Annotated in this window: 10 protein-coding genes and 2 tRNA genes; 7 read left to right on the forward strand and 5 right to left on the reverse strand. The window is 54.8% G+C overall.

From position 1 onward, the window contains the following. Nucleotides 1–488: 488 nt before the first annotated feature. Together J8Z22_RS03085 and J8Z22_RS03090 are read right to left on the reverse strand one after the other, a co-directional pair. Nucleotides 489–564: transfer RNA gene (locus J8Z22_RS03085), tRNA-Phe, on the reverse strand. A 293-nt stretch (nt 565–857) separates the two neighbouring features. Further along, nucleotides 858–933: transfer RNA gene (locus J8Z22_RS03090), tRNA-Phe, on the reverse strand. A 294-nt stretch (nt 934–1,227) separates the two neighbouring features. Between J8Z22_RS03090 and J8Z22_RS03095 the strand changes: the two genes are divergently transcribed. Continuing rightward, a complete protein-coding gene (locus tag J8Z22_RS03095) occupies nt 1,228–2,520 on the forward strand; it encodes a winged helix-turn-helix domain-containing protein (protein ID WP_252008732.1) in 1,293 nt (430 codons plus the stop codon). A 61-nt stretch (nt 2,521–2,581) separates the two neighbouring features. Here the strand turns inward: J8Z22_RS03095 and J8Z22_RS03100 are convergent, their stop codons facing one another. Genes J8Z22_RS03100 through J8Z22_RS03110 form a run of 3 tightly spaced genes read right to left on the reverse strand, consistent with a single transcriptional unit; the run spans nt 2,582 to nt 5,486 of the window. Then, nucleotides 2,582–3,184, reverse strand: coding sequence for a TlpA disulfide reductase family protein (locus J8Z22_RS03100; RefSeq protein WP_028114208.1), 603 nt, complete (start codon nt 3,182–3,184; stop codon nt 2,582–2,584). A 14-nt stretch (nt 3,185–3,198) separates the two neighbouring features. Then, a complete protein-coding gene (locus J8Z22_RS03105; protein WP_028114207.1) occupies nt 3,199–3,585 on the reverse strand; it encodes a cytochrome c-type biogenesis protein CcmH in 387 nt (128 codons plus the stop codon). Then, nucleotides 3,579–5,486, reverse strand: a complete 1,908-nt coding sequence (locus J8Z22_RS03110; protein ID WP_252008734.1) for a heme lyase CcmF/NrfE family subunit — start codon at nt 5,484–5,486, stop codon at nt 3,579–3,581. The genes J8Z22_RS03105 and J8Z22_RS03110 overlap by 7 nt, the downstream gene beginning before the upstream one ends. A 525-nt stretch (nt 5,487–6,011) precedes the next feature. Between J8Z22_RS03110 and J8Z22_RS03115 the strand changes: the two genes are divergently transcribed. From J8Z22_RS03115 to nrfD, 6 genes are all read left to right on the forward strand, one after another. Next, entirely contained in the window at nt 6,012–8,036 is a 2,025-nt protein-coding gene (locus J8Z22_RS03115; RefSeq protein ID WP_252010440.1) for a cytochrome c3 family protein, read from the forward strand. A gap of 74 nt (nt 8,037–8,110) precedes the next feature. Further along, a complete protein-coding gene (locus tag J8Z22_RS03120) occupies nt 8,111–8,524 on the forward strand; it encodes a rhodanese-like domain-containing protein (protein WP_371878097.1) in 414 nt (137 codons plus the stop codon). Between the two features lie 39 nt (nt 8,525–8,563). Next, a complete protein-coding gene (locus tag J8Z22_RS03125; RefSeq protein ID WP_252008736.1) occupies nt 8,564–9,361 on the forward strand; it encodes an FKBP-type peptidyl-prolyl cis-trans isomerase in 798 nt (265 codons plus the stop codon). 43 nt (nt 9,362–9,404) lie between these two features. Beyond that, nucleotides 9,405–10,103 (forward strand): nitrite reductase, encoded by a 699-nt coding sequence (locus J8Z22_RS03130; protein ID WP_252008737.1) that lies wholly within the window; start codon nt 9,405–9,407, stop codon nt 10,101–10,103. Nucleotides 10,104–10,161: 58 nt separating this feature from the next. Beyond that, nucleotides 10,162–10,863, forward strand: a complete 702-nt coding sequence (locus J8Z22_RS03135) for a 4Fe-4S dicluster domain-containing protein (RefSeq protein ID WP_252010441.1) — start codon at nt 10,162–10,164, stop codon at nt 10,861–10,863. A 5-nt stretch (nt 10,864–10,868) separates the two neighbouring features. Next, on the forward strand, nt 10,869–11,813 hold the full coding sequence (gene nrfD, locus J8Z22_RS03140) for an NrfD/PsrC family molybdoenzyme membrane anchor subunit (protein WP_035416184.1): 945 nt from the start codon (nt 10,869–10,871) through the stop codon (nt 11,811–11,813). Nucleotides 11,814–11,890 lie beyond the last annotated feature (77 nt).

Below are 11,890 nucleotides of genomic sequence, written 5' to 3' on the forward strand. Positions count from 1 at the left end.
TTCAAATATGGTGCCTCGACCCGGCGACGCAGTAACGCCGCTTGCGGCGGTCATCGTACGGGGGCGCCCAGCCTAAGCTAAGCGCCGTGAGATTACCGGGCTGGGCACCCGGCTCAGGCTTCAACAGCCCGCTGAAACGAAAAAAGCGCCAACCTTGCGGTTAGCGCTTTCTCTTAATATGGTGCCTCGACCCGGAAGCACCGGGGCCGCCCAGGCCAGGGACATGCAGCTGGCACAGCTGCTAAACGAAAAAAGCCCCGAACTGTCGTTCAGGGCTTCTTCAAATATGGTGCCTCGACCCGGCAACGGAGGGAGGTACGACCGAAGTAACATCGCTAGCGATGGCCCGAAGGGCAAGGTCATCGTACGGGGGCGCCCAGCCTAAGCGAAGCGCCGTGAGATTACCGGGTTGGGCACCCAGTTCAGGCTTCAACAGCCCGCTGAAACGAAAAAAGCGCCAACCTTGCGGTTAGCGCTTTCTCTTAATATGGTGCCTCGACCCGGAATCGAACCAGGGACACGGGGATTTTCAATCCCCTGCTCTACCAACTGAGCTATCGAGGCGACGGGGCGTATTAAACGGATTTCACCGATTTAAGTCAACAGAAAAAGACGCGGAAGGAATTGATTGCTGAATCTTTGCGGGTTGTGACTGAAATTTGCCCTCAAGTTGTCGCAAATATCGGCGTTGGTCAGGTTCGAGACTTGCGATGGCCCGAAGGGCAAGGTCATCGTACGGGGGCGCCCAGCCTAAGCGAAGCGCCGTGAGATTACCGGGTTGAGCACCCGGCTCGGGCTTCAACAGCCCGCTGAAACGAAAAAAGCGCCAACCTTGCGGTTAGCGCTTTCTCTGAAAATGGTGCCTCGACCCGGAATCGAACCAGGGACACGGGGATTTTCAATCCCCTGCTCTACCAACTGAGCTATCGAGGCGACGGGGCGTATTAAACGGGTTTGCGCGGTGGCAGTCAAACAATTTTACTCAATGGCCAGTTGTTTGCTGAAAAAATCTCCGCTTTTGTCAGTCTGGGAGACATTTTCGAGGCAGAACGCGGCTCATTTATGGAAGTATCAGGGATTGATTCTGCAGCGACTTAGTTTCTGAGAAAACCATCACAGGATAGTGGTTTCTCTGTTGGCATAATGACTTGTGGGAGCGTTTGGCGCTCTGGAATTGAGAGTAAAAATGATCAGCTCTTTTTTACGAAATTGAATTAGGCAGCCGTGGTGAAACATTTGCAGCTAACAAGTTATCTTGTGCTGGACAATCAGCATCTGTGTCTGATTGATCAGCGTTCCGGCGATGAGGTGAAGCTCTCTTTTGCAGAGTCGGCAGTATTGCATCACCTTGTGGTCAGGCAGCATGAAATTTGCACCAAGGAAGATTTGTTGTCAGTGGGCTGGCCCGAGCGGGTTGTGGCTCCGTCGTCCCTGATCCAATGCATCAGCACTCTGAGAAAAAAGCTCGAACCCTATCCGGAATTCAGTTTGAAGACGGTGGCTCGTCGTGGGTATCAGGTGGTGATCAATGATGACGGCTTGGTGGTCGCTCCGGCCGTTGCCACTTCGCCGGCCCAGGAACCGCCAAAGACCAGCCCCAAGCGGACTCGAATGGCGTTGATGGTCATGGCTCTACTACTGGTGGTAGGGTTGGTATTTGTGCTGCAGTTTCCTCGAATTCATGCCAGCAACACTTTGAGTGATTGGGTCTGGATTGAGTCTGGCAAGTTAAAGATTGGCAACGCCAAGGGGCAGACGGATGTGCTGGCGTCATCGAAGGCCACCAATGCCGAGCTGGCTCGCTGGCAGCGCCATTTTGGCAGCAGCTACGTGCAACCGGTGATTGCCGATTATAAAGCGTTTGCATTAACGGATGGTAATACCGACTCAATTTCGATCTGCCCTGGGTTTGAAACTGGAAAGGGGTGCGCCGGCAAAGACATCATCAACATCAATTTCCCTACCACCGAAAAAGTGAATATGGATCTGCCGGTGTTTTTTGAGCTGGCCAAGATCATGGAGCAGCGGATCCGGTACAACCGCATTGAGCTGCCGACCATTCCCTATCATCAAGGGGAGTTGACGGAACATATGTACAGCGCCGATCTGTACTTCCCACGAAATGATCAACTGTTGGTCAGGGTCGACCACAATATCTCAGTGGTTTACAAGGATGACTCCAAAGGGATGTTCTTTGCGTCTTTCTGCGTTACCGATCAAGACTGCAAGACGTCGCCGATCAAGTACGACTTCGAAGGTGAGTTTGTCCGTTACGATGCCTATATCGGTGACCACAAGATCGATGTGTTTAAGGTATCGACCAACTCCCGCAATCTGCACAAACCCGAGGTAGTTACGCCGGCGGCGCTGCCGTATTATCGTGAACTGCGTCGTCAGAGCCTGTCGGATGAGGCGCTGTACTTCTATCGATTCTATCAGGATGAGCACTCTGCGGCCTGGGTGATTCCGTTCTATGGTCATACAGTGGCCTGGATGAAGCAGTCGACCATGGCGATGTAAATCGGTATTGATGAAGCAAAAAAGGCGGCCCATGGCCGCCTTTTTTGATGGTAACACCGGGTTATTGAGTGGCGGTGTCCAGGTGAGTGTACTTGTCGATCAGCTGATCCAGATAGGGCGCTACGTCTTTGTCTTCCCAGTCCAGATAACCGCGCACAAAGCCGACCAGGTTGCCGTTACTGTCCAGCACATAGGTGGCCGGCACCACATTGACCGGCATGACGCCGTTCATGCTGTGCTCCATATCGAACAGAGAGTCGATGTCGTCCAACTGATAGTTGGCCAGAACTTCATACACCTCATCGGGTGACAGTTCGTCGATGGAAACCGGCACTACCTTCAGATTTTTGTGGGCGTAATCCTGTTCCAACTGACGCATGGCCGGTAATTCTTTGATGCAGGGGCCACACCAACTGGCCCAGATGTTGATCAGGGTGACTTTGCCCCGATGTTGGTTCATGGAAACCGGCTTGCCCTGACGGTCGTCGAAGATCAGCTCCGGTGGTTTGCGGGCGTTACTGAATTCCACGAACTTGGTCATGATCATCGGTTTTTCTATGGGCTCACCGGTGGGGTATACCTTGGGCAGGTTTGAGGCCAGGCTGTGGATGGGCAGGCTGCAGGCTGCCAGGGTGAGAGACAGCAGGAGAGGACGTAGTTTCATAGCAGAGTCCGTTTTCAGTGTTGAGTGTGGCGTTGACGCAGTAGAGGCCACACCAGTATCAGCAGGATGGTGGAGACCAGCAGCAGAGGCAGCAACCACAACATGGCGGTGCCGGCAGTGAGGGCTGGTTGGTAATGAATCTGTTCACCGTAGCGCTGCACCAGGAAGTCGATGATCTGGTCACGGCTTTTGCCCTGATTCAGCTGCTCAGCAATCTGGCCTTTTAGCTCATAGGCGATGGGGGCTTCAGACTCCAGTACATTGAGATTCACCGAGGAGGGGCAGCGCAGGTCGGCGGCGATGGCATTGACCGCCCGATGCAGTTCGGCGCCACTGAGGGGTTCGGCGCTGAACGACGGGGATGTCAGCAGTACCAGTATTAACGTCAGGTATTTCAGCATAGTGGGTACTCCCGATGGGTTTCTCGATGCGTTCGCCGCCAGGCCAGGGCGCCGGCGAAGGCGCAGATTAAGCCGCCAATCCACAGCAGTCGAACCCAGGGTTTGTAGCTGATGCGCACCAGATATTCACTGTCGCTGACCGCCGGTCCCATTGACAGGTAGAGATCGGACAATAGGGAGTGGTAAACCCCGGCAATGGTCATTTCGCTCATGTCATCCATGTAGGTACGACGTTGTGGATACAGGTAGGTCAGTGTGTGTTCACGACTGTTTTCGATGCGCACCGTGCCTTGCATGGCGCGATAGGCCCGATGTTCCACTTGATCCGTTTGTTCGTACACGGCGGTCAGGCCGGCAACCACTTTGCCGTTGCCCGGTCCCATTCTGACCATGGCGGCTTGTTCAAAGTTGGATAGAACGGTGGCGCCGAGAATGAATACGGCAACGCCGGCATGGGCCAGAGTCGAGGGCAGGTGCAGACGCAGGCGGGCGTGCTTAAATTGATGGGCCGCAGCAATGAGCAGGCAACTGCCGATCCAGAAGGCCGACACGAACCCTTGCCACATCCACACCGGAGCACTGCTGTCCTGGTACAGGCCTAAGCCGGTGGCGGCCAGGATAACCATCACAGCCAACGCTATTTTGTTGCGAATACTCCAGGTCGCCTGCGGCAGGCTGACCCAGCCGAGCAGACCGGCACACAGGCTAACAATGGGGATGAAAACCGTATTGAAATAGGGAGCGCCGACAGAGATGCTTCCGAGTCCCATGGCGCTGAAAATAAACGGGTAACAGGTTCCGAGCAATACCGAGAACGCCGCGGTTATCAGCAGCAGGCTCGCCACCATCACCAACCAGTGATTGCTGCCGCCGCGAAGCGGAGTGCCCCGTTTTAGCCGTGGCGCACGCAGCGCAAACACCACCAGAGCGGGAAGGATGGTCGCCAACAGCAGGATCAGAATGCCCATGCCTCTATTGGGGTCAGCGGCAAAGGCATGAACTGACTGAATGACACCGGAACGGACCAGAAAGGTGCCGATAAGACTGACACTGAAGCCAGACAGGCACAGCAACAGGGTGGTCAGGGTCATGGCATTCTCACTGCGGTTCAGATGCAAGGTGTGCAGCAGTGCGCAGCTGATCAGCCAGGGGATAAAGGAGGCATTTTCCACCGGATCCCAGAACCACCAACCACCCCAGCCAAGTTCGTTGTAGGCCCACCAGGAGCCGAACAGGTTGCCGAGAGTCAGGAAAAACCAGGCAATTAAATTCCAGCGACGAAACCAGCCGCTGTCACCATTATGGCTGCCTCGGCTGAGCAGGGTGGTGATGGCGCCAGCAAACAGTACTGTCAGGGCCACATAACCGAGAAATACCATGGGCGGGTGCAGTATCAGGCCGATGTCCTGCAGCATGGGGTTAAGATCCCGCCCTTCGACCGGCACCTCCGGAAGCAGCCGGGAAAAGGGGTTGGAGGTAAAGAGCACAAACAGCAGGAAGCCAAAGTTGATCATCGCCAACACATTGCTGGCCCTGGGAGCGAAGCGATTGGGGTAGTGATGACCGGCCGCAACTCTGGCAGTGACAACGGTTAATCCCAGCGTCCAGAACAGAATAGAGCCTTCGTGTCCTCCCCATAGGGCCGCGACCTTGAAGTACCAGGCAAGGTGGGTATTGGAGTGATGGGCGACATAGGCTACCGAGAAGTCGTTGACCAGAAATGCGTACACCAGAGTGGCGGTGGCCAGTAGGGCACAGGTTGCCATTAACAGAGTCAGAGGCTGAGTCATGCGTGCCAGATAGGCTTCGATTGGCCGCCCCCAAAATAGGGTGAAACTGGCGATCAACAACGCCAGTGAGGTGGCGATAATTAGCAAAAAGTGACCGATCTCAGGAATCACAACTGGCCTCTCAAGGTCGTGGGTACAGAATGTCAGTTACGGAAAAGCGTGGCGCTGAACGGATGGAATTACCTTAGCACTGAAAAAATAGCGGTGCCGCAGGCATTAATTAAAAGTGTGACCAAAGAAAGTAATTAGTTTGGTTGGGGTTCGAAACTGTTTACCCTGATGCCTTTTTAGATGTGATTATGTTTTTTATTCTTGGTTATTCCTTGGCTGTTTTCTTTTTTTATCTTTTTTTATCTTCTTTTGTTTAATAAAAAAACCTATTAAAGCACCAGCTTGCACTTCGCCTTTGGTTTGATTATGTCTTTGTTTTTGCTGGTATTTTTTAGTAATTGCGGGTGGTGTGTATGAGGTCAAAAAAAACTGAAGTTAATTTGTGCGTCAGTTCCACATTTATCCAGTAACTTTCTGTTTTCATTATTTACGTTTCTTGGCACTAGCAGACTTGAATTGGTGACAAAGCTTCGAATAAAGAGCGTCACCTAGCGGGAAACAAAATACCTTTTGTAGGAGATAATGATGAAAGGCTGGAAATTAAAGGCTTCTTTAGGCGCCTTGTTCTGTGTTGGAGCGGTGGGCTCGGCCCAGGCCTCTGATGCCGCACAAAGTGACCAGGGCTATAAACAGTCGCCTCAGGCTCGAATGATATTGGCTAACCCCGATGGCACCGAGGAAGAAAAAGGCGTTAAGTCACTGCACGACTACATCGTTCAGGAGAAAGAGCTGTGGGACTTCCTGTTTGAGAACCACCCGGTTTTCAAAACCTATGCACCGGAAGGGCGCATGGTGGGTAAGCCACACATCTCGGATCGGGGCGAAGAATACCTCCATACCGGTAATTCCGAAGACTACAGCGAAAAGGTTGGACGCCCCAGCGCGGCCCAGTATCGCCTGGGTGCCAAGTCGATTCTGGATTACCCCAACAAGTTTATTGGGCCGGAGAAATGTGGCGAATGCCACGGTGTCCAGTACGAGAAGTGGAAGCGCTCCCGTCACGCTAAAACCGTTCGTTTCCCTGAAGAGGTGGTGGAAGCCGGTGGTGATCTGAAGAAAGGTATGTATGGCACCGATGTGCCGCTGCTGCCTGCCGGGATTACCCAGGACTACATCTACGCCCTTATTGGAACCCCGCGAACCAAGTACGGCTACATCGACCCCTATCTGGTGCGCGGTTCCTACAGCGTTCGAGGCGGTTTGCTGAAAGACGGTACCGGTACTCTGCACGCGGGCAGCAACCAGTTCTCTGTCAACTGGCTGACCTTCCTGACCCCAGAGAAGGCCCGTGAAATTAAAGAGGTGATCCCAGAGTTCCCGGCCACCATGGAGGAGTTTGGCGACTCCGGCTCCAATGTGTGGGGGGTGAACTCCTACGGTGCCAAGCAGGACAAGATGTTCCTGTTCCAGCCGGCAGCGTCCTATTGTGAGGTGTGCCACACCTTCAAGTTCGACTTTAAGAGCAAGCAGGAGTTCTTTGACGCCCTTGGCGATCCGAAGAAGCTGCGTGAACACACCATCTCCAAAGGCATTGCCTGTGAAGAGTGTCACGGCGCCGGTGCTCACCTGGATGGCGGTGTCGGTGGCGGCATGCCGTCCAACTGTGAACGCTGTCACCAGCGCTTTAACTACGTGGCAGAGATGGGCGAAGGCCCGAACGCCAAACCGGAAGATGCCTTTACTGTGAAGATGAAGGGCGCCTGTCCATCCTGTGGTACCGAGGGTGGCCAGATGTTCAACTCTGCGCACTACGACAAGGGCATGCGCTGCTCCACCTGTCACGATCCTCATGAAGTGACTGACGGTAGCTACCTGTCCGGTGTGACTAAGACCAAGCTGAAGAAGGAGTGTGCCGACTGTCACGAAGTGCAGGCCGAGTTCCACAAATCTTCTAAGCCACACAGCGAAAGCGACTGTACCTCTTGTCACATGCCCAACATGGGCAGCTGCGAGAAGTTCACTGCGATTCAGTTCCCGGACCAGGCTGGCTTCGACAACGTACGAGCGTCCCACATCTGGAACATCAAGGTTCACCCAACCAAGAAGACGCTGAACCCGCCGGAAGGCAAGCCGCGCACTTCTAAGACTAAGGGCTGGACCGTGGCTCAGGATGAGGATGGCTATTCCTACCTGGATCTGATGTGGACCTGTGCCCGTACCTCGGCACTGGATCGCACCGTGCTCAATGGTAAGGGCTGCCACAGCCAGTTCCAGTCTGAGCTGGATGAAGGCCTGCACTTTGAGGACCAGATGGAGATCTACGGTGAAGTCACCAAGTGGCAGGAGCCCGTTAAGGAGACTCACGCCAAGGTGGTTAAGCAGCTGGAGCGCATCGATGAGCTGATGAACGTCACTCGCCTGTCCGTATCCGAAAAAGCCAAAGTACTGATGATGGTCGATAAGGCCCGTGAGTCGGTGGCTAAGGTGGAGAAAGACGGTTCCTGGGGTGTTCATGGTCCGTCGTTGGCCAAGCGCATGATGAGCGATGCCTGGATTTACGTTCAGGAAGCGCAGTCCATCATGGATAACGCCGGTTACGACAGCAAGTAATCGTGACTGCCCCCGGCACCGATGTGTCGGGGGCAGCTTTGTTTGAGTAGCAAGAGAGGCACAGCATGCGAGCAATGGGAATTTTAGTAGTGGCGCTGTTATCCATGGCTCCCTTGAGCCTGATGGCCGGTGGTGCCGATGAGATTCGGCCAGCGGAGGAGTTTCGGCAGGAGCTGAACTTCATCAGCATGCAGGAGGCCGAGCTGCTGGTGGGGCGAAAAGACGTTTATTTTTTTGATGTGAATACGCTGGAGCTGTGGGCCGAAGGGTTTATTCCCGGAGCGGTGCATTTCTTTACCGAAGACTGGAAGTCGTTGCTTCCGGAAGACAAGGATGCCCAGCTGATTTTTTATTGTGCCAACCGCCTGTGTAATGCCAGCGAGATTGCGGCCTACGCGGTGATGAAAATGGGTTACACCAACGTCAGGCAGATGCCCGACGGCATCTACGGCTGGCGCATGTCCGGTCGAGTGGTGGAAAAACCTTAACCCCGAGTCCTCTGAAGTGAGCGAATGAGAGAGCAGATTATGAAGTTAATTATCAAACCCTTATTGGTGTCTTTGGCGGTCAGCGCCTGTTTCAGTGCGGGCGCCCAGGCTGAGCAGCAGAATCTGGCGAAAGAGTCTTATGCCATCGGTGCGTCCATGGGCAAGTACCTGACCGGGCAGATGGCCAGCCAGAAGGAGTTCGGGCTGGATGTGGATCTGGAATCGCTGATTGCCGGCTTCAATGACGCCGTCAATGGGGTCGAGAAGATGGACAACGATACCCTGGTCGGCGTGCTGAATGCGCGGGCGCAGTTGTTGAATACTCGCCAGGATGAGCGTCAGGCGGCGCTGCTGAAGCAGTTAAGCGAAGAGTCGCGAGACTACCTTGCTACGAATCGTGATAAGCCGGGCGTCACCGTCACCGAGTCTGGTTTGCAGTATGAGGTGCTGGTCAAGGGAGAGGGGGTTAAGCCGGCTCGGGAAGATGCGGTTACGGTGCATTACAAAGGCTCCTTCATCAACGGCAATGTGTTCCAGGATACCCATGAAAGCGGTGAGCCGCAGCGGGTGGCGCTGATTAACTCCATTGCCGGCTGGGAAGAGGGACTGCAACTGATGCCGGTAGGGTCAACCTATCGCTTTACCATTCCTGCCGAACTGGCCTATGGCCAGGAAGGAATGGGGGCCATCCCCGGTGGGTCCGCAGTGATTTTTGAGATCGAGTTAATCGAAACCAAAAAGCCCGGCCAGGCCCATGAGGGGGTTGATATGGGTAAAGGCATGGGCATGGGCATGAGTATGGGAATGGTGACCTCACCAACCCTGACTCATCAATAAATTGTGGGAATCGACCCAAACCTGAGCAAGGCGGTTGTCCGGTATGAATAGCTTATCTCTCGCTCTGATACTGGTGTTGTTGGCCATGGCTGCCACGGTGGCGCTCAGTCATCGTACAGTCCGGCGTCAGTGCCAGTCCGGAGCCGAAGAGTCTGCCCTTGGGATCATCTGCGTGTCGCCCTGGTGGCTGGCATGGATGTTGATCAGTCTCATCCTCTCATCCTCACTGTTGTATGGGCAACTGGGGCGCTATGGAGACTGGAACAGCGGTGTGGTTCAGGAGCGGGTCGATTACCTGCTGCAAGCAGCGATCAACCAGAGCCGGATGGAGGCCGATACTCGGCCTCAGGATTCGGACACCTTAATGCAACTGGCCGACAGTTACGCGTCTGGCGGTAAGTATGCCGACGCGGTAGCGGTGATAGAACAGCTTATCTCCCTGAATGGGGAGAGTGCTCAACGGCTTGGTTTGAAAGCGAAGTACCTGTACTACCGGGATAACCGGACACTTGGTAATGAGGCTTTAGCGGCGGTATCCAAGGCCCTGGAGCTGGACAATTCCGATGTGACCACCCGAGAGTTCATGGCCACTCAGGCTTACCGCAAGGGGGCGTACGGTACGGCCATTGAACATTGGCAGGTCATTCTCGATAGCGGCAATGGCGGAGCATATCGTCGCGCTATTGAGAGTGCCATAACTCGCGCCCAAGCCAAGCAATTAGCGGCCAGACAGCAGCCCTAGGGACTGATTTGGACCGCGACCATAAAAACAGAGATGGTTGGAGGATGATGTGAACGACATGATGTTACCGAGACGGCGCCTGCTTCAGGGCATGGGGCTCGGATCCGTGGCGGTTCTGGCGGGTGGGTGCGGTTCGACGGACCCCAGTGCCCAGAACGGTAAAGGGCCCCACTATGTGATGCTGTTTGACCAGACCAAGTGTGTGGGATGCGGCCGTTGTGAGGAGGCGTGTAACCAGGCCAATAATCTGCCCGAAGGCGTATCCAGGCTGACGTTGGAGCGTCAGAGTGACCGGGTGCCCGGAGCGGTGTGTCCCATCTGTGGTAAAACCGAGTGTAACTGCGATCGCAAGTACGTTCGTGTGTCTTGTCAGCAGTGTCAGAAAGCACCCTGTGTGATGGTTTGCCCTACTGGCGCCGCCCATCGTGATGCCACAACCGGCATTGTGACCATGGACGCCGATAAGTGCGCCGGCTGCAAATACTGCATCGCTGCCTGCCCTTATCAGGTTCGGTATATCAACCAGGAGACCAAGGTTGCCGATAACTGCGATTTTTGCCTGCACAGCAAGTTGGCCAAAGGTGAGTTGCCAGCCTGTGTATCGCAATGCAAATTCAAGGCGCTGGTGTTTGGCGATGCCAATGATCCGGACTCCTACGTCAGCAAGTTGCTGGCGGTAAAAAATACCAGCCGTATCAAGCCGCACCTCGGTACCGAACCGAGCCTGCATTACCTCGCTATCACTAAGCCAGAGGTGTAACCATTATGACTGCCATAGATTTTACGACCGGTCTTGGTGATGCCATTGCCTGGCCATGGCCCATCGCGGTGTACCTGTTTTTTGCCGGCATCTCCGGCGGCGCCCTGAGCATCGCCTTGTTGATCCGGTTTTTTCACAAGCAGACCAGCGATACGCCGCTGCTGAAAGCGGCTTCGGCGGTGGCATTTGTCACCATCTGTCTTGGCATGCTGTGCCTGGTGCTGGATCTGACCAATCCACTGTTTTTCTGGAAGATACTGGTTTACTACAACTTGAATTCGGTGATGTCCCTTGGGGTGATAGTGCTGCTGTTCTACATACCGGTGGCGGCGCTGCTGGCAGCCTTTGCCTTGCGGGATGAGTTAGTGGCCATGCCGCAATTGAGCTGGCTCAAGGGGATCATCGATGGACTGATGTTTACTCGGCGGCCGCTGGAGAAGCTGGCGCTGGTACTGGCCATCTCGGTGTGCGCCTACACCGGCTTTCTGATCTCGGCGCTGATTCGCTTCCCCATCATCAATACCTCGTTGTTGCCGGCGTTGTTTATTGTTTCCGGGCTGTCTGCCGGAGCGGCAATGGCCAAGATGACGGCTGTGACCTGGTTCAAGGAGCCGTTGCACAGCAAGGAGATGACTCTGCTGCACGGTGCCGAGTGGCCGATCATGGCGGTAGAGGGGATGTTCCTGTTTATGCTGTTCAGTGGGCTGATTTTTGGTGATGCCACCAGCCAGGCGGCGATGAATGCCTTCTCACAGGGCGGTTGGTCCAGTCTGTTCTGGATCGGCGTGGTGGGACTGGGGTTTGTTTTACCTTTGCTGCTGAACTTTGCGTTTGGGCAGAAGTTTGCAGGTTCTTCCCGCGCCTTCTACCTCACCGGTGGCAGCGTGGTGTGCGGCATGATGTGCTTGCGTTTGTTCCTGCTGTACGCCGGTCAGATCTATTCCATTTAAGCGTCACCACCTGGAGTGTCAGGCTCCGCCGAGTGACCACCGCGCTTCGCTTCGGGGAAGCGCGGTTTTTTGTTGCC

The sequence above is a fragment of the Ferrimonas sp. SCSIO 43195 genome (genome assembly GCF_023716685.1).
Lineage (GTDB): Bacteria > Pseudomonadota > Gammaproteobacteria > Enterobacterales > Shewanellaceae > Ferrimonas > Ferrimonas kyonanensis.

Excerpts from the sequence above, each read along its gene's own strand:
- J8Z22_RS03100 (WP_028114208.1), bottom strand. The coding sequence starts at position 3,184 with ATGAAACTACGTCCTCTCCTGCTGTCTCTCACCCTGGCAGCCTGCAGC.
- J8Z22_RS03105 (WP_028114207.1), bottom strand. The coding sequence starts at position 3,585 with ATGCTGAAATACCTGACGTTAATACTGGTACTGCTGACATCCCCGTCG.
- J8Z22_RS03115 (WP_252010440.1), top strand. The coding sequence starts at position 6,012 with ATGAAAGGCTGGAAATTAAAGGCTTCTTTAGGCGCCTTGTTCTGTGTT.
- J8Z22_RS03120 (WP_371878097.1), top strand. The coding sequence starts at position 8,111 with ATGGGAATTTTAGTAGTGGCGCTGTTATCCATGGCTCCCTTGAGCCTG.
- J8Z22_RS03125 (WP_252008736.1), top strand. The coding sequence starts at position 8,564 with ATGAAGTTAATTATCAAACCCTTATTGGTGTCTTTGGCGGTCAGCGCC.
- J8Z22_RS03130 (WP_252008737.1), top strand. The coding sequence starts at position 9,405 with ATGAATAGCTTATCTCTCGCTCTGATACTGGTGTTGTTGGCCATGGCT.
- J8Z22_RS03135 (WP_252010441.1), top strand. The coding sequence starts at position 10,162 with ATGATGTTACCGAGACGGCGCCTGCTTCAGGGCATGGGGCTCGGATCC.
- nrfD (WP_035416184.1), top strand. The coding sequence starts at position 10,869 with ATGACTGCCATAGATTTTACGACCGGTCTTGGTGATGCCATTGCCTGG.